Origin of the sequence: Klebsiella sp. V115_8 (genome assembly GCF_029967715.1) — a bacterium.
Lineage (GTDB): Bacteria > Pseudomonadota > Gammaproteobacteria > Enterobacterales > Enterobacteriaceae > Klebsiella > Klebsiella quasipneumoniae.
The window spans coordinates 123629-145362 of record NZ_JASCAR010000022.1; the positions used below are offsets into that span (position 1 = coordinate 123629).

16 protein-coding genes are annotated in these 21734 nt (G+C 56.5%); 4 read left to right on the top strand and 12 right to left on the bottom strand.

Annotated features, from left to right (window positions below; translation table 11 throughout):
* Window positions 1-7 precede the first annotated feature (7 nt).
* The 8 genes from QLG03_RS06650 to QLG03_RS06685 all read right to left on the bottom strand — a co-directional run bounded on the left by QLG03_RS06650 (window position 8) and on the right by QLG03_RS06685 (window position 9817).
* Window positions 8-2272: a ComEC family protein gene (locus tag QLG03_RS06650; RefSeq protein WP_255988112.1), complete on the bottom strand. Its 2265-nt coding sequence runs from the start codon at window positions 2270-2272 to the stop codon at window positions 8-10.
* Window positions 2273-2474: 202 nt separating this feature from the next.
* Window positions 2475-2762, bottom strand: a complete 288-nt coding sequence (ihfB, locus tag QLG03_RS06655; protein WP_002898165.1) for an integration host factor subunit beta — start codon at window positions 2760-2762, stop codon at window positions 2475-2477.
* Between the two features lie 151 nt (window positions 2763-2913).
* On the bottom strand, window positions 2914-4587 hold the full coding sequence (gene rpsA, locus QLG03_RS06660; RefSeq protein ID WP_002898162.1) for a 30S ribosomal protein S1: 1674 nt from the start codon (window positions 4585-4587) through the stop codon (window positions 2914-2916).
* A gap of 133 nt (window positions 4588-4720) precedes the next feature.
* Entirely contained in the window at window positions 4721-5404 is a 684-nt protein-coding gene (gene cmk / locus QLG03_RS06665; RefSeq protein WP_023289021.1) for a (d)CMP kinase, read from the bottom strand.
* 171 nt (window positions 5405-5575) lie between these two features.
* Complete coding sequence (locus QLG03_RS06670; RefSeq protein WP_233673175.1) at window positions 5576-6343, bottom strand: M48 family metallopeptidase; 768 nt, start codon at window positions 6341-6343, stop codon at window positions 5576-5578.
* 147 nt (window positions 6344-6490) lie between these two features.
* Window positions 6491-7774, bottom strand: a complete 1284-nt coding sequence (gene aroA / locus QLG03_RS06675; protein WP_044521915.1) for a 3-phosphoshikimate 1-carboxyvinyltransferase — start codon at window positions 7772-7774, stop codon at window positions 6491-6493.
* 73 nt (window positions 7775-7847) lie between these two features.
* Window positions 7848-8936, bottom strand: a complete 1089-nt coding sequence (gene serC / locus QLG03_RS06680) for a 3-phosphoserine/phosphohydroxythreonine transaminase (RefSeq protein WP_048334596.1) — start codon at window positions 8934-8936, stop codon at window positions 7848-7850.
* Window positions 8937-9124: 188 nt separating this feature from the next.
* Complete coding sequence (locus QLG03_RS06685) at window positions 9125-9817, bottom strand: DUF421 domain-containing protein (RefSeq protein ID WP_023289017.1); 693 nt, start codon at window positions 9815-9817, stop codon at window positions 9125-9127.
* A gap of 115 nt (window positions 9818-9932) precedes the next feature.
* Between QLG03_RS06685 and ycaO the strand changes: the two genes are divergently transcribed.
* The 4 genes from ycaO to pflA all read left to right on the top strand — a co-directional run bounded on the left by ycaO (window position 9933) and on the right by pflA (window position 16202).
* Entirely contained in the window at window positions 9933-11693 is a 1761-nt protein-coding gene (gene ycaO, locus QLG03_RS06690; RefSeq protein ID WP_044521954.1) for a 30S ribosomal protein S12 methylthiotransferase accessory factor YcaO, read from the top strand.
* 385 nt (window positions 11694-12078) lie between these two features.
* Complete coding sequence (focA, locus tag QLG03_RS06695; RefSeq protein WP_023289015.1) at window positions 12079-12936, top strand: formate transporter FocA; 858 nt, start codon at window positions 12079-12081, stop codon at window positions 12934-12936.
* A gap of 51 nt (window positions 12937-12987) precedes the next feature.
* Window positions 12988-15270 carry a formate C-acetyltransferase gene (gene pflB / locus QLG03_RS06700; protein ID WP_023289014.1) on the top strand — a complete coding sequence of 761 codons (2283 nt, stop codon included), beginning with the start codon at window positions 12988-12990 and terminating at the stop codon, window positions 15268-15270.
* 191 nt (window positions 15271-15461) lie between these two features.
* Window positions 15462-16202, top strand: coding sequence for a pyruvate formate lyase 1-activating protein (pflA, locus tag QLG03_RS06705; protein WP_002898145.1), 741 nt, complete (start codon window positions 15462-15464; stop codon window positions 16200-16202).
* 153 nt (window positions 16203-16355) lie between these two features.
* Here the strand turns inward: pflA and QLG03_RS06710 are convergent, their stop codons facing one another.
* The 4 genes from QLG03_RS06710 to dmsA form a co-directional block, all read right to left on the bottom strand.
* Window positions 16356-17504 carry an MFS transporter gene (locus QLG03_RS06710; RefSeq protein WP_008805851.1) on the bottom strand — a complete coding sequence of 383 codons (1149 nt, stop codon included), beginning with the start codon at window positions 17502-17504 and terminating at the stop codon, window positions 16356-16358.
* Window positions 17505-17778: 274 nt separating this feature from the next.
* Window positions 17779-18642 carry a dimethyl sulfoxide reductase anchor subunit family protein gene (locus QLG03_RS06715; RefSeq protein WP_048297152.1) on the bottom strand — a complete coding sequence of 288 codons (864 nt, stop codon included), beginning with the start codon at window positions 18640-18642 and terminating at the stop codon, window positions 17779-17781.
* Between the two features lies 1 nt (window position 18643).
* The gene (locus tag QLG03_RS06720) at window positions 18644-19261 is read right to left on the bottom strand and encodes a DMSO/selenate family reductase complex B subunit (RefSeq protein ID WP_180265787.1); all 618 of its coding nucleotides are present in this window, start codon (window positions 19259-19261) and stop codon (window positions 18644-18646) included.
* A 10-nt stretch (window positions 19262-19271) separates the two neighbouring features.
* Window positions 19272-21710, bottom strand: coding sequence for a dimethylsulfoxide reductase subunit A (dmsA, locus tag QLG03_RS06725; RefSeq protein ID WP_044521912.1), 2439 nt, complete (start codon window positions 21708-21710; stop codon window positions 19272-19274).
* Between the last annotated feature and the right edge of the window lie 24 nt (window positions 21711-21734).

The following is a 21734-nucleotide window of genomic DNA, read 5'->3' on the forward strand; positions in this document are numbered from 1 at the left end:
GCATATTCTACCCGTTATCGGCGGGCGCGCCAAACCACTGATGATACCAACGTGGTAAAACTTGATCCCGTAAGCTATGGATTTGCCACCCTTCTGCAGAAAAAACCACCGATATCTGCCCCTGCTGCGGCGTGGCGAACCAGCGATACCCCCGCTGGCGATAACGCTGAACGACCTTCTGCGAGGGCATCCGCCACGCATTGTAGCGCGAAGCGGAAACCAGCGCGGCCGCGCCATCCACCCGCCGGATCAGCAGCTCGCTGGAGGAGGTGTTGCTGCCGTGATGGGGAACCTGAATAAGTGTAGACGCCAGATGCTGCCAGTAGCGGCTGATCATCGCCTGCTCCGCCTGACGTTCTATATCGCCGGTCAGCAGGATGCTGGAGCGACCGTCATCGATCCGCACCACGCAGGAGTGATTATTTCCCTTTGCCGTGCTGCCCGGCAGCGGCCACAGCGCCTGGAAAGTGAGTCCCTGCCACTGCCAGCGCTCGCCGCGATGGCACGGCAGATGACCCGACCAGCCTGGCGGGCTGCGCACCCACGCCTGCGGCCATGCCTGCAGCACCGATTCGAGGCCGCCGCGATGGTCAAGATGCTCGTGGCTCAGCATAATCCCCTGCAGCTGCAGATGGTGCCAGCGCAGCCACGGGATAATCACCTGTCGACCGCTGTCGCCCTGCGGCCATGCCGGCCCGGTATCGTACAATAACGCCTTGCCGTAACGCTCGATCACCATCGCCAGCCCCTGCCCGACATCCAGCATCGTCACCTGCCATTGGTCCGCGGGCGGTTGCCGGCTGAATGGCCGCGTCAGCAAAAACAGCACGCTCAGACACAGCGCCGGCGAATGTCGCCAGCTCTGAAAACGCCAGCCCATCACCAGCAGCCACGGCAGGCTACTGATCCAGAGCCAGCGGGCATCCAACGTCAGCCAGCCGTCCGGTAAACGTCGTAACCCCCAGAACAATACCGCCAGCACGCGATCGGCTGCCAGCCAGATCAGCGACGCCACCATCTCCGGTCCAGTGAGATGCAGCAGCATTCCGGCGAGAATGAGCGGCACCGCCAGCAGGGTCACTAACGGTACCGCCAGCAAATTGGCGGCCATCGACGTCAGGCTTATGCCGTGGAAGAGCAGCAGTTGCAGCGGCATCAGCAGCAGCGTCACGCCAGCCTGCAAATGCGCGAGGGCGAACAGGGCTTTCCACGGCCAGCGCCAGCGGCTGTCAGGCAGCGGTAACCACTGGTACCAGAAGATCAGCCCCGCCACGGCGAAGGCGGATAGCCACAGGCTTTGCGACAACACCGCTAACGGATCGGCAACCAGTATCGCCCCCAGACAGCAGAGCCACACCTGCCACGCCGTCCAGCGTTGACCCGACAAACGTAAAGCACAGCAGACCGCAAGCCCTACGCAAGTGCGCAGGGCCGGCGGCTGCATACCGGTCAGCCAGGCATAGCCGACGGCGCCCGCCAGCCCTGCCAGCAGCGGTAGCCGCCAGCCGATCCAGCGCCCCGGTAAAAGTGACTGTAATCCGCGCAGCAGGAGCACGATCAGGGAAGCCGCGAGGGCAATATGCAAACCGGAGATAGCCATCAGGTGGGAGGTGCCTGTGTTCTGCATCAGGACTTTTATCTCCGCCGGCAGCGCCAGCCGCTCCCCCATTCCCAGCCCCAGCATCACCGGATGCCAGGGATAAGTCTGCAATCGCCGGGTCAGCGACGCCAGGTAGCGGGCGCGCAGACTGCAGCGGGTATCCATCGCGGAAGCGGCGACGATCCCCCCGCTCAGCGGCCGATGCTGAGCCAGCGCATAGCGCTGGCTGTCGAAGCCCCCGTCATTGAGCTGCCCATGCACCGGCCGCAGGCGCAGCGTCATCATCCAGCGCTGCCCCTCGCAGACGGGCGCAGGTGCAAGTTCCCCGTATAAAGTCACGCCAACCGGAGGGAACAGGAAGCGACCAGCCAGGCGCACAATCTGCCCGCGGTGCAGGGTCTGACCATCCGTCTCGTGAAGGATCACTTCCGCCTGACGGACGGCGCCGGTGAGGTGCTGCGTTGGCCACAGCGCCTGATACGCGCTTAAAACTCCCCAGACCATCAGCAGAAGCGTCACCGCCACAACGGCGACGACCGTACCGCGCAGACGGGTCAGAAATATCGCCAGTACGCCGGCGACCGCCAGAGTGCCCGGCCCCGGCAACGCGGGTAGCCAGAGTAGCGGCAGTATTGCGATGATGGCGCATCCGGCAAGCCATGGTAGACGCATAAACACCTCCCTGTGAGCGGGCAGTGTTACGCAAAGCGAGGCTGGCGTCCTGGGGCAGTATTCAGGCGCGCGCGCAGCGTTCCAGACAATCGTCACGCTTGCAGTCAGGCACTTTTGTTTTGCGAGGCGGAACGCAAATGGCGGGTACAAAAAAAGCACCCAAAGGTGCTTTTATCGTCAGGCAGGTTGCACGTCGTGCAACTCACCCTTCATAAATATTGGCGCGGTCACGTAATTCTTTCCCGGGCTTAAAGTGCGGAACGTACTTACCTTCCAGTTCGACTTTATCACCAGTTTTCGGGTTACGTCCGGTGCGAGGTGCTCGATAGTGCAGAGAGAAGCTGCCGAAACCGCGGATTTCAATGCGCTCACCTTGAGCAAGCGTTGAGGCCATATGTTCCAGCATTTCTTTAACAGCATCTTCCACCGCTTTCGCCGGAATGTGAGATTGCTGGCTGGCAAGTCTTTCAATCAATTCTGACTTGGTCATTATTCCTCCGGTTTCCTTCAAGGCAAAAATTAGCTAACAGCTTAAACAAGGGCGGCCGTAGCCGCCCTTTGTGCTTGATTACAGGACGAATCCTGCAATCTGTCAAGTAAACTCGTCACTATTCAGGTTGTTATTACCTGAATGACAAAGATTACTCGCCTTTCGCTGCTTTGAACGCTTCAGCCATGGCGTTGTTGGAGAAGTTCGCGTCTTCCTGCTTGTTCACGGTAGCGATAGCGTCTTTTTCTTCCGCTTCGTCTTTCGCACGTACAGACAGGCTCACTACGCGGTTCTTACGATCCACGCCAGTGAATTTCGCTTCAACTTCGTCGCCAACGCTCAGAACCAGAGTTGCGTCTTCAACGCGGTCACGGGATGCTTCAGAAGCACGCAGGTAACCTTCTACGCCGTCAGCCAGTTCTACGGTTGCGCCTTTAGCGTCAACTGCAGTCACTTTACCAACAACGATAGCGCCTTTCTTGTTCAGAGCAACGTAGTTGTTGAACGGATCTTCCGCCAGCTGTTTAACGCCCAGGGAGATACGCTCACGCTCTGCGTCAACCTGCAGAACAACTGCTGCGATTTCGTCGCCTTTTTTGTATTCACGAACTGCTTCTTCGCCTGCAACGTTCCAGGAGATGTCAGACAGGTGAACCAGGCCGTCGATGCCGCCGTCCAGGCCGATGAAGATACCGAAGTCAGTGATAGACTTGATTTTACCTTCAACACGGTCGCCCTTGTTGTGGGTTTCCGCGAACTGCTGCCATGGGTTAGATTTGCACTGCTTCAGACCCAGGGAGATACGACGACGTTCTTCGTCGATATCCAGAACCATTACTTCCACTACGTCGCCAACGTTAACAACTTTGGACGGGTGGATGTTTTTGTTGGTCCAATCCATTTCGGAAACGTGAACCAGGCCTTCAACGCCTTCTTCGATTTCAACGAAGCAGCCGTAGTCGGTCAGGTTGGTCACGCGACCGGTCAGTTTGGTACCTTCCGGATAACGTTTAGCGATAGCTACCCACGGATCTTCGCCCAGCTGTTTCAGGCCCAGGGATACACGGGTACGCTCGCGGTCGAACTTCAGCACTTTAACAGTGATTTCGTCGCCAACGTTTACGATTTCGCTCGGATGCTTAACGCGTTTCCAGGCCATATCGGTGATGTGCAGCAGGCCGTCAACGCCGCCCAGATCAACGAATGCACCGTAGTCAGTGAGGTTCTTAACGATACCTTTGACTTCCATGCCTTCCTGCAGGTTTTCCAGCAGCTGATCGCGCTCTGCGCTGTTTTCGGATTCAATAACGGCACGACGAGAAACAACAACGTTGTTACGCTTCTGGTCCAGCTTGATGACTTTGAACTCAAGCTCTTTGCCTTCCAAGTGCAGCGTGTCGCGCACCGGACGAACGTCTACCAGGGAACCCGGCAGGAACGCACGAATACCGTTCAGCTCAACAGTGAAGCCACCTTTAACTTTGCCGTTGATAACACCGGTAACAGTTTCAGCGTCTTCGTAAGCTTTTTCCAGCGTGATCCAAGCTTCGTGACGTTTAGCTTTCTCACGGGACAGCAGAGTTTCACCGAAGCCGTCTTCTACTGCATCCAGAGCAACGTCAACTTCGTCACCAACCTGGATTTCCAGCTCGCCCTGGGCGTTTTTGAACTGCTCAGCCGGGATGGCGGACTCAGATTTCAGACCGGCGTCAACCAGTACTACGTCTTTGTCGATAGCAACAACAACACCACGAACGATGGAACCCGGGCGGGTTTCGATTTCTTTTAAGGATTCTTCAAACAGTTGAGCAAAAGATTCAGTCATGTTTAATCTTCAGGTTAATATTAACGTCCACCTGGCTCCGTGCCGGATGGGGTTGTTTCACATACCCGCTGACCATCCATTGCCGCGGGGTACTGCTATAATTCGGAGGCTTCGGCGCGTGACCGGTTAAGGCTTACGCAACGGCCAATTTTTCGCGCGCATATTGTAGCGCTTTTTCAATCACTTGCTCAATGTTTAGTTCGGTTGAATCGAGAACTAATGCATCGGCAGCCGGGACAAGCGGCGCCACGGCGCGATTTCTATCGCGATCGTCACGCTCTTTTATCTCGGACAAAAGACGTTCAAAGTTAACATCAAAGCCCTTTTCCTGCAACTGCCGCATGCGGCGATGCGCCCGTTCATCGGCCGAGGCATCGAGGAAAATTTTCACCGGCGCGTCCGGGAAAACCACCGTGCCCATATCGCGCCCGTCGGCAATCAGCCCCGGCAGTTCACGAAAGGCGCGCTGGCGACGCAGCAGCGCTTCGCGAACGCGAGGGAAAGCCGCCACTTTCGAGGCGGCGTTCGCGACCTCCTGGGTGCGAATTTCGCCGCTGACATCTTCCCCTTCCAGCACCACTTCGAGGTTGCCGTCAGTAGAAATAAAGCGCACGTCAAGATGGGCAGCCAGGGGCACCAGCGCCTCTTCGGACTCCACGTCAACATGATGATGCAGCGCCGCCAGCGCCAGAACGCGGTAGATCGCGCCTGAATCTAACAGATGCCAGCCCAGCGCTTCCGCCATTGCCTTGCACAACGTACCTTTACCCGCACCGCCAGGCCCATCAATGGTGATTACCGGAACTGTTGCCGTCATCTTTTTCTCCTTCAGCAAGGCGCATAAATATCTAAACGCCGCGCATTATACGCATCTCTTCGGCGGAAAGTGAGTCTTGCTTTTAAATTACAGATAACTGGAAATCTCATGCGGAAGAATTGTGCAATTATAGCGGGCTGATAGAGCATCAGCCCGGAAGATGAGGCAGTTTTACTTTTTATCTGCAGCGATACGGTCGCGGATATGCTGCGCGCGTTCAGTTGAAGGCGGGTGTGAATCGAACAGAGATTTACTGTGGCCGGCGTCAAGGCTGGCCAGTTTGTCGAAGCTGCCCACCAGCCCCTGAGTGCTGATGTTGCGTTTTTTCAGCAGATCGTAAGAGAAATCATCAGCATCCGACTCCTGCGAGCGGGAGAACGCAGAGTTGATCATTCCCTCAGCGATATCGCCCAACTGAGATTTAGACAAGCTTGCAGCCGCTTCGCTGGTCGCTGAAATTGCATCGCGTGCGGCAATAGTCGCATACGCGGTTTGCATCGCTTTGCGCGAGTGTCCGAGCGCTACGTGACCCAGCTCATGGCCCAGAACCGCTTCAACTTCATTATCGGTCATCATGTCCATCAGGCCGCTATAGACGCGGACGCAGCCGTTGGCCATTGCCCAGGCGTTGACGTCGGATGTCATATAAACCTTATAGGTTACCGGCGTGCCGTTGATATTATTTCCTAACGCTTTGGCAATTTTGTTCAGACGTTTGGTGTACTTACTTGATGCACTAGCCAGTTTATTTTCACTATCCATTTGCTTACAGGCATCGTCGGAAAGCGTTTTGACTTCAGAGTCAGAAAGCGTCGCCGCTTTGTAAGCCGTCATTCCTGAATTGACGAGGGCGTTGGTGTCCATCCCCTGCATATTTTTACAACCTGCCAACAACGTGGCGGAAACGGCCAAAGCCAGCATTACTTTTGTATTTCTCATATCAATCATCCATTGATTAGCATAATAAATGCTTATAAATCCTATATTTACAAGCAAGCAAGGCTAGCATTTAGTTTCCTGTCCGACAAGCAGAGATAAAAAAACGCCGACCTGAGGGTCGGCGTTGTTACCTTAAATTCGCGTCATTCAGGCCGGCGTACTGATCCGCGCCAGTTGCTCAAAATAGTCGGGGAAGGTTTTCGCCGTACACTTCGGATCAAGGATGGTCACCGGCGTATCAGACAGCGCCACCAGCGAGAAGCACATCGCCATCCGGTGGTCGTTATAGGTGCCGATTTCAGCATACTTCAGCGTCGCCGGCGGGGTGATGCGAATATAATCTTCACCCTCTTCCACCTCGGCGCCCACTTTACGCAACTCGGTCGCCATGGCGAACAGACGGTCCGTCTCCTTGACCCGCCAGTTGTAGATATTGCGCAGCGTGGTGGTCCCTTGCGCGAACAGCGCGGCGGTGGCGATGGTCATCGCGGCGTCCGGGATATGGTTCATATCCATATCGATAGCCTTGAGCTCGCCACGGGTACAGGCGATGAAATCGTCGCCCCAGGTGACGGTGGCGCCCATTTTTTCCAGTACGTCGGCGAAACGAATATCGCCCTGTACGCTGCCGCGGCCGATACCGGTGACTTTCACCGTGCCGCCCTTAATGGCGCCAGCGGCAAGGAAATACGAGGCCGATGAAGCATCCCCTTCCACCAGGTAATCCCCCGGCGACTGATACTGTTGCTTGCCGCGCACCACAAAGCGCTGATAAGACTGGTTGTCCACCTCAACCCCGAAGGTTTTCATCAGGTGCAGCGTAATGTCGATATAGGGTTTTGACACCAGATCGCCCTTAATGGCGATCACAGTATCCTGCGGCGCCAGCGGCGCGGTCATCAGCAGCGCGGTCAGGAACTGGCTGGAGACGCTGCCGTCAACTTCAACATTGCCCCCCTGGAACCCCCCGCGCAGGCGCAGCGGCGGATAATTTTCCTGCTCCAGATAGTCGATCTGAGCGCCGCCCTGACGCAGGGCATCCACCAGATGGCCGATCGGGCGCTCTTTCATTCGCGGCTCGCCGGTCAGCACGATATCGTTGCTGCCAAGGCACAGGGCTGCCGCCAGCGGGCGCATCGCGGTACCGGCGTTGCCGAGGAACAGCTCCAGCGCCGCTGCGGCATGCAGCGGGCCGCCGTTGCCGGTCACCTCACAGCGGGTACGGTCAGCAGACAGGGTGTATTGAACCCCCAGCGCACTCAGGGCATTCAGCATATGGCGCACATCGTCGCTGTCCAGCAGGTTGGTCAGCACCGTCGTGCCGCGGGCCAGGGCGGCCAGCAGCAGCGCGCGGTTGGAGACGCTTTTCGAACCTGGCAGGTTCACGGTGCCCTCTACGCGTGCGATGGGTTGTAACGTCAGGGAATCCATCAAACTTCACTCTCAAACAAACAGAATAAAAACCCCGCAGACAGGCCGCGGGGAGGAAGAAAGAAACGGGCGATTAACCGTGGCGGCGTTCGAAGTCCAGCATAAAATCGGTTAACGCCTTCACGCCGTCTAACGGCATCGCGTTGTAGATGGAGGCACGCATGCCGCCCACCACCCGGTGGCCCTTAAGCGCGTGCAGCCCGGCGGCAAACGACTCTTCAAGGAACAGTTTATCCAGCGCGCTGTCCGCCAGCTGGAACGGCACGTTCATACGGGAGCGGTTGGCTTGCGCCACATCGTTACGATAGAAGCCGCTGTTATCGATCACGCCATACAGCAGTTCGGCTTTCTGCTGGTTGATCTTGTCCATCGCGGTAACGCCGCCCTGCTGTTTCAGCCACTTAAACACCAGACCGGCCAGATACCAGGCGAACGTCGGCGGCGTGTTAAACATCGAGTCATTCTCGCTTAACACGGTGTAGTCGAGGATTGACGGGCAGGCCACGCTGGCTTTACCCAGCAGATCTTCACGCACGATGACCAGCGTCAACCCTGCCGGGCCGATATTTTTCTGCGCGCCGGCATAGATCACGCCGAAGCGGTTGACGTCAATTTCGCGGGACAAAATGGTGGAGGAGAAATCGGCGGTCACGATGACGTCGTCGCCGAAGTTCGGCGTATCGTCAATCGCGATACCGTCAATGGTTTCGTTCGGGCAGTAGTGCAGATACGCCGCGCCCGGCGTCAGCTGCCACTCGCTCATTGGCTTGACCGCGCGCTTGCCGTCGACGGTGATTTTCGCGTCGATGACGTTAGGCGTGCAGTATTTCTTCGCCTCTTTGACCGCGCTGGCGGCCCAGTAGCCAGCGTCCACATAGTCAGCGACGTTTTTATCGCCGAGGATGTTCAGCGGGATCCCGGCGAACTGGCCGCGGCCGCCGCCATGACAGAACAACACTTTATAGTTGGAAGGGATATTCAGCAGAGAACGGAAGTCCTGTTCTGCCTCTTCTGCCACCTGGATGAACTCCTTACCACGGTGACTGATTTCCATGACCGACGTACCCAGACCGTGCCAGTCGCACAGTTCCTGCTGAGCCAGTTTGAGTACTTCCGCCGGCAGCATTGCCGGGCCCGAACTGAAGTTATAGACCTGAGCCATTTCCCCTCACCACGTTGCTATGTTGTTTTGCCCGCGAACCGCCGCGGGCATAAGTTATTCCTGTGGCTATCGGTTTTATCATTCAGTGACACGGTCCGCAATGGCTAAAACTCGCCGACGGCAAAACGCGGCAGCCGTCACACAACAGAATCTATCGGCTTGACGTAATAAAACCGACATATTTGCTGTCAGGTGAGTCGTTTCGCCCGGCTGGCCTTCGACCATTCTGCATTTGCGCAGCGGGAACATATTCGCTTTTCTCCCGCCTGCATCGCCATCACGATGCTGCAGCGTACGCAGGCGTAGATCCCCTCCTGAGGAATAGTGGTATAGCGCGTGGTGCAGTGCGTCGGGAGAATCGACAACCCGGCCCTCACCTCGTCATCGGGATAATAAAACACGCTGATCTGGCCATTGGTTTCAAGGATCGCCAGCCGCACCTGGCCGAGCTGCTCGACGCTGTTGACCCGTAGCTCCATAAAAAATTCGAATTCGGTCATATTTTCCGCATGCAGTTTCTCCCATGCCAGTTGCCCCTCCTCCACCACCACGATAGGCTTGCCCTCCAGCAGATCCTCCAGCTTTTCACTATGCCCCATCAGCCACATGATGCCGCGATAAAGCAGCGCCAGCGTGACGAAGACCACCAGCACCGGCAACAGCGGAACATCGTCATAAAACGCCACGTCCCCCGCCGCCGAGCCGAGGGTCAGAATAATCAGCACTTCAAACAGCGACATCTGCCGCACGCCGCGCCGTCCGGTAATTTTGAGGAAAATAAAGACCAGAACGAAGGTGTAGAGGCTGCGCAACGCCACCTCGCCGAGAAATTCCACCGGCACTTTATCGAGCGCCATCCTCTGCCAGTCAAAGGCTTTCATTATCATCTCCCTGAGCATTAAAAGATGTCTCTAAGCATAGCCAGATGATGGAGATAGCACCTGTCAGATAAAAGCCGTATCATTGCGCGCTTTCCGTACGACAAAAGTGATCGCCATGACCCAAACGTTTATTCCCGGCAAAGATGCCGCCCTGGAAGATTCCATCGCTCGCTTCCAGCAAAAATTGCTCGACCTCGGATTTGATATCGAAGAGGCCTCGTGGCTGAACCCGGTGCCGCACGTGTGGTCCGTTCACATTCGCGATAAGGAATGCGCGCTGTGCTTTACCAATGGTAAAGGCGCCACCAAAAAGGCAGCCCTCGCCTCCGCGCTGGGCGAATATTTCGAGCGCCTGTCCACCAACTATTTTTTCGCTGACTTCTGGTTAGGCGACACTATCGCTAACGGCCCGTTCGTTCACTACCCGAACGAAAAGTGGTTCCCGCTGACCGAAAACGACGACGTCCCGGAAGGTCTGCTGGATGCCCGCCTGCTCGCGTTCTACGATCCGGACGATCAGCTGACGGCCAGCATGCTGGTGGATCTGCAATCCGGTAACGATGAGCGCGGCGTGTGCGGCCTGCCCTTTACCCGCCAGTCCGACGGCGAAACGGTCTATATTCCTATGAATATCGTCGGCAACCTGTATGTCTCCAACGGCATGTCCGCCGGCAACACCCGTAATGAAGCTCGCGTGCAGGGCCTGTCCGAAGTCTTTGAGCGCCATATCAAAAACCGCATCATCGCCGAAAGCATCAGCCTGCCGGAGATCCCGGCGGAGGTCATGGCGCGCTATCCGGGCGTTGTGGAGTCGATCGCCAAACTGGAAGCCGAAGGTTTCCCGATCTTTGCCTATGATGGCTCGCTGGGCGGCAAGTATCCGGTTATCTGCGTCGTGCTGTTTAACCCGGCAAACGGCACCTGCTTCGCCTCTTTCGGCGCCCATCCGGACTTCGGCGTGGCGCTGGAGCGTACGGTCACCGAACTGCTGCAGGGCCGCAGCCTGAAAGATCTCGACGTCTTCACGCCGCCGACCTTCGACGACGAAGAAGTCGCCGAGCATGCTAACCTCGAAACCCACTTTATCGACTCCAGCGGCCTGATTTCCTGGGATATGTTCAAGCAGGATGCCGACTATCCGTTCGTTGACTGGAGCTTCTCCGGCACCACAGAAGAAGAGTTCGCCACCCTGATGGCCATCTTCAAGGCCGAAGATAAAGAAGTGTATATCGCCGACTACGAGCACCTGGGCGTTTACGCCTGCCGTATCATCGTCCCGGGGATGTCGGATATTTACCCGGCGGAAGATCTGTGGCTGGCGAACAACAGCATGGGCGCTCATCTGCGCGACACCATTCTGTCCCTGCCGGGCAGCGAGTGGGAAAAAGAAGATTACCTGGCGCTGATCGAGCAGATGGACGATGAAGGCCTGGATGATTTCACCCGCGTTCGCGAACTGCTGGGCCTCGCCACCGGCAAAGACAACGGCTGGTATACCCTGCGCGTCGGCGAGCTGAAAGCCATGCTGGCCCTGGCCGGCGGCGATCTGGAGCAGGCGCTGATCTGGACCGAGTGGACCATGGAGTTCAACGCTTCGGTCTTCAGCGCGGAACGCGCTAACTACTATCGCTGCCTGCAGACCCTGCTGCTGCTGAGCCAGGAAGAGGAGCGTCAGCCGCTGCAATACCTGAACGCCTTTATCCGTATGTACGGCGCCGAAGCGGTCGAAGCCGCCAGCGCGGCGCTGAGCGGGGAAGCGCCGTTCTATGGCCTTCAGGCTGTCGACAGCGATCTGCAGGCTTTCCCGGCCCATCAGTCGCTGCTGAAGGCTTATGAAAAACTGCAGCGAGCGAAGGCGGCGTTCTGGGCAAAATAAGCCCTAAGCGCGCCATCGTGGTGACCAGCAACGGAGCCCAATGCGGCTCCGTTGATTTCACCTGACGAGGCGGCCACTATAGTTTGTAGTTGCAAAGTTAATTAATAGTAAATAATGCGCTTATAAGATTTACCATTCGTTAATTTTAAATAAAATACTCCATATTAATTAACTCAAAAAATGGCGTGAAAACGAAAAAATTCAACATAACTTATAAATTTTAAAATTTATTTTCTTCATAATATTCAATCAGTTAACCACTAAAAACACAAAAACCACACACTAAAAAGGCATATAGTTCCGGTGAGATATGATCTATATCAATTTCCCTTCTATAATGCTTTGTTAGTATCTCACCGCCAACTTATATAAAGAGAGAGTTAGTGTGAAAGCTGACAACCCTTTTGATCTTTTGCTCCCTGCCGCGATGGCGAAAGTCGCCGAAGAAGCAGGTGTCTATAAAGCAACGAAGCATCCGATGAAGACCTTTTATCTGGCGATCACCGCTGGCGTTTTCATCTCCATCGCTTTCGTATTCTATATCACCGCGACCACCGGCACTGCCGCGATGCCTTATGGGATTGCCAAGCTTATCGGTGGGGTCTGTTTTTCCCTGGGTCTGATTCTGTGCATTATCTGCGGCGCTGACCTCTTTACCTCTACGGTATTGATCGTGGTGGCGAAAGCCAGCGGTCGAATTACCTGGGGGCAACTGGCAAAAAACTGGCTCAACGTCTATTTTGGTAACCTGGTGGGCGCACTGCTGTTTGTGCTGCTGATGTGGTTATCAGGCGAATATATGACTGCCAACGGCGGTTGGGGGCTCAATGTCCTGCAGACCGCTGACCACAAAATGCACCATACTTTTGTGGAGGCCGTGAGCCTGGGTATCCTCGCTAACCTGATGGTTTGTCTCGCCGTATGGATGAGCTATTCCGGTCGTAGCCTGATGGATAAAGCGATGATCATGGTCCTGCCGGTAGCGATGTTCGTTGCCAGCGGCTTTGAGCACAGCATCGCCAACATGTTTATGATCCCGATGGGTATCGTAATCCGCAACTTTGCAAGCCCGGAATTCTGGACCGCAATCGGTTCGACTCCGGAAAGTTTCTCTCACTTGACCGTTATGAACTTCATCACTGATAACCTGATTCCGGTGACTATCGGGAACATTATCGGCGGGGGTCTGCTGGTCGGGTTGACATACTGGGTCATTTACCTGCGTGGCAACGACCATCACTAAGGGTTGTTTCAGGCAGTAAATAAAAAATCCACTTAAGAAGGTAGGTGTTACATGTCCGAGCTTAATGAAAAGTTAGCCACAGCCTGGGAAGGTTTTGCGAAAGGTGACTGGCAGAATGAAGTCAACGTCCGTGACTTTATTCAGAAAAACTACACCCCATATGAAGGCGACGAATCCTTCCTGGCTGGCGCGACTGAAGCGACCACCAAGCTGTGGGACAGCGTAATGGAAGGTGTAAAACAGGAAAACCGCACTCACGCGCCTGTTGATTTTGACACTGCCCTGGCTTCCACCATCACCTCTCACGACGCAGGCTATATCGAGAAAGGTCTGGAAAAAATCGTTGGTCTGCAGACCGAAGCGCCGCTGAAACGTGCGATCATCCCGTTCGGTGGTATTAAAATGGTTGAAGGTTCCTGCAAAGCGTACAATCGCGAGCTGGACCCGATGCTGAAAAAAATCTTCACTGAGTACCGTAAAACTCACAACCAGGGCGTTTTCGACGTCTATACTCCGGACATCCTGCGCTGCCGTAAATCCGGCGTGCTGACTGGTCTGCCGGATGCTTACGGCCGTGGTCGTATCATCGGTGACTACCGTCGCGTTGCGCTGTACGGTATCGACTTCCTGATGAAAGACAAATTCGCCCAGTTCAACTCTCTGCAAGCGAAACTGGAAAGCGGCGAAGATCTGGAAGCGACCATCCGTCTGCGTGAAGAAATCGCTGAACAGCACCGCGCGCTGGGCCAGATCAAAGAGATGGCGGCTAAATATGGCTACGACATCTCCGGTCCGGCGACCACCGCTCAGGAAGCTATCCAGTGGACCTACTTCGGCTACCTGGCTGCCGTTAAATCTCAGAACGGCGCGGCAATGTCCTTCGGTCGTACCTCCAGCTTCCTGGATATCTACATCGAACGTGACCTGCAGGCGGGTAAAATCACCGAGCAAGACGCGCAGGAAATGGTTGACCACCTGGTCATGAAACTGCGTATGGTTCGCTTCCTGCGTACCCCGGAATACGATGAACTGTTCTCCGGTGACCCGATTTGGGCAACAGAATCCATCGGCGGTATGGGCGTTGACGGCCGTACTCTGGTGACCAAAAACAGCTTCCGCTTCCTGAACACCCTGTACACCATGGGGCCGTCTCCGGAGCCGAACATCACTATCCTGTGGTCTGAAAAACTGCCGCTGAGCTTCAAGAAATTCGCTGCTAAAGTGTCCATCGATACCTCTTCTCTGCAGTATGAGAACGATGACCTGATGCGTCCGGACTTCAACAACGACGACTACGCTATCGCATGCTGCGTAAGCCCGATGGTTGTTGGTAAGCAAATGCAGTTCTTCGGTGCTCGCGCCAACCTCGCAAAAACCATGCTGTACGCTATCAACGGCGGCGTGGATGAAAAACTGAAAATGCAGGTGGGTCCGAAATCTGAACCGATCAAAGGCGACGTTCTGAACTTCGACGAAGTGATGGAACGCATGGATCACTTCATGGACTGGCTGGCTAAACAGTACGTCACTGCGCTGAACATCATCCACTACATGCACGACAAGTACAGCTACGAAGCCTCTCTGATGGCGCTGCACGACCGTGACGTTATCCGCACCATGGCGTGTGGTATCGCGGGTCTGTCCGTTGCTGCTGACTCCCTGTCTGCAATCAAATATGCGAAAGTTAAACCGATTCGTGACGAAGACGGTCTGGCTGTCGACTTCGAAATCGAAGGCGAATACCCGCAGTTTGGTAACAACGATGCTCGCGTCGATGACATGGCCGTTGACCTGGTTGAACGTTTCATGAAGAAAATTCAGAAACTGCACACCTACCGCAACGCGATCCCGACTCAGTCTGTTCTGACCATCACCTCTAACGTGGTATATGGTAAGAAAACCGGTAACACCCCAGACGGTCGTCGCGCTGGCGCGCCGTTCGGACCAGGTGCTAACCCGATGCACGGCCGTGACCAGAAAGGTGCTGTTGCCTCTCTGACCTCCGTAGCGAAACTGCCGTTTGCTTACGCGAAAGATGGTATCTCTTACACCTTCTCTATCGTACCGAACGCGCTGGGTAAAGATGACGAAGTTCGTAAGACCAACCTGGCGGGTCTGATGGATGGTTACTTCCACCACGAAGCGTCCATCGAAGGTGGTCAGCACCTGAACGTGAACGTGATGAACCGCGAAATGCTGCTCGACGCGATGGAAAACCCGGAAAAATATCCGCAGCTGACCATCCGCGTATCTGGCTACGCTGTACGTTTTAACTCCCTGACTAAAGAACAGCAGCAGGACGTTATTACCCGTACCTTCACTCAGACCATGTAATTCCCTGTCTGACTGAAAAAGCGTACAATAAAGGCCCCACATCAGTGGGGCCTTTTTAACAAGCAATCCCCGCCCTAGCCTGCTTTGCCAGTTATCTATACTTTGGGTATCTGTCAAAACAGACTCGACACAGCCGCTGAGCTGTGCACCAACACGGCCCCGGATGGGCCACATCTGGAGAAAACACCGCAATGTCAGTTATTGGTCGCATTCACTCCTTTGAATCCTGTGGCACCGTTGATGGCCCGGGCATCCGCTTTATTACCTTTTTCCAGGGCTGCCTGATGCGCTGCCTGTACTGCCATAACCGTGATACCTGGGATACCCACGGCGGCAAAGAAATCACCGTTGAAGAGTTAATGAAAGAGGTAGTGACCTATCGTCACTTTATGAATGCTTCCGGCGGCGGCGTCACCGCATCGGGCGGCGAAGCGATCCTGCAGGCGGAGTTTGTTCGCGACTGGTTCCGCGCCTGTAAGAAGGAAGGTATTCATACCTGTCTCGATACCAATGGCTTTGTTCGTCGCTACGATCCCGTTATCGACGAACTGCTGGAGGTAACAGACCTGGTGATGCTGGATCTCAAGCAGATGAACGATGAGATTCACCAGAACCTGGTCGGTGTCTCTAACCATCGTACGCTGGAATTCGCCCAGTATCTGGCGAAGAAGAATATCAATGTCTGGATCCGCTACGTGGTAGTTCCGGGCTGGTCAGACGATGATGATTCCGCGCACCGCCTGGGCGAATTTACCCGCGATATGGGTAATGTCGAAAAAATCGAACTGCTGCCCTACCATGAGCTGGGCAAACACAAATGGGTAGCGATGGGCGAAGAGTACAAGCTGGACGGCGTCCATCCGCCGAAGAAAGAGACCATGGAGCGAGTCAAAGGCATCCTTGAGCAATATGGGCACAAAGTGATGTACTAATCCCACCGGGCCGGTGATGCGCTTATGCCGGCCTGCAACGGCGTGGGAAGCTGTTACCGTCCAGCCGTTGCATTCTTATGCAAGACGGCTCTACTGCAGTAAGCACAGGCTATTAAAACGGATGACGCGCAGCATGCGCTGCGCGCTACAGGGTCAGGCGTGCGCCACCGGCGTTGGATGATGCCCGGCTTTGCGCAGCAGGGTCAGCAGATAGATAAACGACACGCTGGCGATCATAATAAACAGCAGGTTATCCGAGAAGTTCTGCATCAGCATCGCCGTCAGCGTCGGGCCCAGCAGGCTGCCGATGGTATAGCTCATCAACAGCGCCTGGTTCATTGCCACCAGCTGATGGTGCTCCACTTTTTCACAGGCCCAGGCCATCGCCACCGGATAGAGGGTAAAGCCCGAAGCGCCCAACACAAACAGCGCCGGCGCCATCGCCGCCTGGCTGAGCATCGCCATACATCCCAGAATCACCACAAACACCTGCACCCGCAGCACCAGCAGGCGACCGTAGCGGTCTGCCAGGCGCCCTACCGGCCACTGGCCGAGGATCCCGGCGCTAACCATCACCGCCATCCAGAAGCCAATGCCGGCGTCGCTGACGCCCTGATGGTTCAGCCACAGCGGCATCAGACCATACAGCGAGCCGAGGACAATCCCTGAGATAATGCAGCCATTGACCCCATGGCGCGCCTGGCGCAGCTTCAGCATCGGCCAGATACGTACCGTTTCATGCGGCTCTTCGGCCTGCCCCATGATGCGGGTAAACAGCAGCGGCAGGATCGCCGCCAGCGCCAGACCCGTCACCCACGGCAGGACGCTCATTAAATCGGTGGGGAGTTTACTGACCATCAGCTGGCCCAGTACGGTACCGACGTAATAGACCATCATGTACGCCGCCAGCAGACGACCGCGGCTGCGTGAAGTGCCGCTGCAGACCAGCGCGCTTTCCACCACCACCCAAATCATCGCGCAGCCTACGCCGGCGATAAAACGCCAGCTCAGCCACGTCCAGAAGCCCACGGTGATCCCCAGCCCTACGCAGCCGACGGCGAATATTAACGACGCGAGATAATAGCTGCGGTTAAACCCCAGGCGCTTGATCACCCAGCCGGCAAGCAACGTACCGGCCAGATTGCCGGTAAAATAGGATGACCCTACCATGCCGACCTGCCAGGTTGGCATATTTTCATGGGCGAGCCAGAGCGGGACGAGCGTATTCAGCACCGCTATCGCCAGGGTCAGTAAAAGCAGGCCACAGAGCAGCATTTGCACTGGCCGGGTGTAGATGGTCATGGGTAAAAACCGTGAGGAATGTTCAGATCGCGAGCGAATCATGCCACCGCTAAAAACATTGTCAATCCACCTGAAATCAGGCCTGACGCGGTTTTGCCGGGCACGATAGAAGTTTTTTATCCACAGAACGGATAAAGATGAGGCAACAGATAATACGCTGTTGTTTTTCTTAATTTATTAATAAATCTTGCTGTTAATTTCAGTCGAAAAATTTCATCTATCGACAGCACGTTTTCATCATGCCGGCACGCCTGCGCCGGCATGATGACGCTGATTAACTGGCGATAGCCATCCCGACGGTCATATGCAGACCATAGAATACGCCGCGGCCGATCATCTCTCCCGCCAGCACCAGAACAAACGCCAGGCCGAGCAGCGAGACCGCCGGCTTGCGACCGCGGATCTGCGGCACGCACCAGCAGGCCAGGGCCAGCGCCAGCAGCACCACGCGCCAGGCCATAAGCAGCCCATAATCCGGCACCAGGGCGGAGGCCTGCTGAACTGAGCTGCGGATAGTGGCGAGTTCACTCCCCTGCATCAGGACCACCACGATACTCACCAGCAGCGCCAGTAAAGTGACCACCGGCAGCAGGCGCAGCGCCCAACCGTCGACGCCTGCGACGCGCAGCAGCAGGTAGCCCAGCAGCGGGCCGCCGATAAACAGCGTCAGGAAGAAGCTCAGCGGCGTCCAGACGGTATACCAGGTCGGCACCGTGTCGATGGTGTTATAGACCCGCACCATCATCCAGACGAAGATCACCCCAAGCGCCATGGTCGCTACCAGCCACAGGCTACGCAGTCCGGCAGGCAGCTTTTTACACACGGCCAGCAGCCAGCCAATCCCGCCGACGGCGAAGAAGATCGCCCCGCTGGCTATCTCATTACTCAGCGATGAGGCCCCTACGCGATTGAGCGAGTTAAAGGCCCGCAGCGGCGAACCGAGGTGCATTGTCGAGGCGATAAACCCGATCCCCATCAATACCCACAGGCCGAACATGCTACCCACCACGCGCTGCTCCTGCTCACGGGAAAGCTTGCCCGTCATGAGCGCCAGCGCCAGGACGATGAAGCCGCCCGCGACGCACTGGCCGAAGACCGTAAAGATCATCAGCGGCCATTCATGCCATCCGTTTCCCATCTTACACCTCCTTCGGGTTTGCCATGTAACCGGTGGTATCGCCACACGGCCGGGCATTGGCGTTAGGTTTGATCACGATGCTCGGCCGGGTAAAGTGCGCCGAAGGCAACGGCGCCACCGCCGCCAGCTGGCCGTGCTTAGCGCGCAGTTCGGCAATCGGCCCGAAATCCAGCGCCCGCAGCGGACAGGACTCGACGCAGATCGGCTTTTTCCCGTCGGCGACGCGCTCGTGGCAGCCGTCACACTTGGTCATATGGCCTTTGTCGGCGTTATATTGCGGCGCGCCGTAAGGACAAGCCATATGGCAGTAACGGCAGCCAATGCACACCTCTTCGTTGACCACCACAAAACCGTCTTCGCGCTTGTGCATCGCTCCGCTCGGACAGACCTTGGTGCAGGCCGGATCTTCGCAATGGTTACAGGCGATGGAGAGGTAATAGGCGAACACGTTCTGATTCCAGACGCCGTTATCCTCCTGCCAGTCGCCGCCGGCATATTCATAAATGCGGCGGAAGCTGACCTCCGGGGTCAGATTTTTGTAGTCCTTACAGGCCAGTTCGCAGGTCTTGCAACCGGTGCAACGGGCGGAATCAATAAAAAATCCATACTGAGTTGTCATCGGCTACTCCTTACAGCTTCTCAACCTGGACGAGGTTGGTATGCGACGGGTTCCCCTTCGCCAGCGGCGAGGGGCGCTGGGTGGTCAGCACGTTAATGCTGCCCGCCTGATCCACGCGCGAGGCGTCCGGGTTATACCAGGCCCCTTCCCCCAGCGCGACCACGCCCGGCATCATGCGCGGGGTCACCTTCGCTTCGATATGCACTTCCCCACGGTCGTTGAAGATGCGAATGCGATCGCCGTTGGCAATGCCGCGCTGGCGGGCATCGATCGGGTTAATCCACATCTCCTGCCGACAGGCAGCCTTCAGTACATCGACGTTGCCGTAGGTTGAATGGACGCGCGATTTATAGTGGAAGCCGGTCAGCTGTAGCGGGTATTTCGCCGTCAGCGGATCGTTGTAGTTTTCGAAGCCCGGGGTGTAGATCGGCAGCGGATCGATGACATCGCCTTCCGGCAGCTCCCAGGTGGCGGCGATTTTCGCCAGCGCCTGCGAATAGATTTCAATCTTGCCCGAAGGCGTGGTCAGCGGATTAGCCTGCGGATCCTCACGGAAGGCTTTATAAGCCACATGGTGCCCTTGCGGATCGCGCTGCTTATAGATGCCCTGCTGACGGAAGGTGTCGAAATCCGGCAGGTCGGGAATCGCTGTACGCGACTGCTCATACAGATAGCGCATCCAGCCTTCCTGGGTACGGCCTTCGGTAAATTTTTCCTCGACGCCGAGGCGCTTCGCCAGCTCGCTGGTCATCTCATAGATAGTTTTGCATTCGAAACGCGGCTTGATGGCCTGGTCGGCAAAGATGACGTAGGACATGTTGCCGCAGGAAGCATCCAGCGCGAAATCCATCTGCTCAGAGGCGGTGCAGTCCGGCAGCAGAATATCGGCGTATTTCGCTGACGAGGTCATATGGCAGTCGATGACCACAATCATCTCGCACTTCTTGTCGTCCTGCAGGATCTCGTGGGTGCGGTTAATCTCTGAGTGCTGGTTGATCAGGCAGTTGCCCGCATAGTTCCAGATCATTTTGATCGGCACATCGAGCTTATCTTTGCCACGCACCCCATCGCGCAGGGCGGTCATTTCCGGGCCGCGCTCAATCGCATCGGTCCACATAAACATCGAGATGCTGGTCTGAACCGGATTCTCCAGCGTCGGCATGCGCTCAAACGGCAGGCTGTAGGAGCCCTCGCGCGCGCCGCTGTTGCCGCCGTTGATCCCGACGTTACCGGTCAGAATGGCGAGCATCGCGATAGCCCGGGTGGCGATTTCGCCGTTGGCGTGACGCTGCGGCCCCCAGCCCTGGCTGATATAGGCCGGTTTGGCGCTGGCAATTTCGCGCGCCAGTTTAACAATGCGTTCGCGCGGAATACCGGTTATGGTCGAGGCCCACTCCGGCGTTTTGGCGATACCGTCGGCGCCCTGGCCAAGGATCCAGGCTTTATAGTGGCCATTGGCCGGGGCATCGGCAGGCAGAGTTTTCTCGTCGTATCCCACACAGTATTTATCGAGGAACGGCTGATCGACCAGATTCTCGGTGATCATCACCCACGCCAGACCCGATACCAGCGCCGCATCGGTACCGGGGCGAATCGGGATCCATTCATCTTCGCGTCCGGCGCCGGTGTCGGTATAGCGCGGATCGATAATGATCATCCGGGCATTGGATTTCTGGCGCGCCTGCTCAAGATAGTAGGTCACCCCGCCGCCGCTCATCCGCGTTTCGCCGGGGTTGTTGCCGAACAGCACCACTAACTGGCTGTTTTCAATATCCGACGGGCTGTTGCCATCCGCCCAGCCGCCGTAGGTGTAATTCAACCCTGCGGCAATCTGCGCGGATGAATAATCGCCGTAATGATTGAGATACCCACCGCAGCAGTTCATCAGACGGGCAATCAGGGTTTTCCCCGGCGGCCAGGAGCGGGTCAGCGTGCCTCCCAGCGTGCCGGTGCCGTAGTTCAGATAGATGGACTCGTTGCCGTAGTCTTTAATCAGGCGCTGCGTCGTGCTGGCGATGATATCGAACGCCTCTTCCCAGCTGATTTGCTCGAATTTACCCTCACCGCGTTTGCCTACGCGCTTCATCGGATATTTCAGCCGATCGGGGTTATAAACCCGGCGGCGCATAGACCGCCCGCGCAGGCAGGCGCGCACCTGATGCAGGCCGTCATAGTTATCGTCACCGGTATTATCGGTTTCGACGTATTGAATCGCGCCATCCACCACGTGCATGCGCAGCGGGCAGCGGCTACCGCAGTTGACGGTGCAGGCGCTCCAGACCACCTTCTCACTGGCCGGGGCAGGCGTGTCGGCGGCGTGGGCCATACGGGAAAAGGGTAACGTTAGTGCGTTGCTGGCCAGCGCCAGGCCGCCTATTGCCGTGGTTTTCATCAGACCACGGCGGCTTACCTCAGCAGCCAGTAAAGCATCGGGGGCTTTAATTTTCATGGATACTCGCTTTGGTTGCTCACA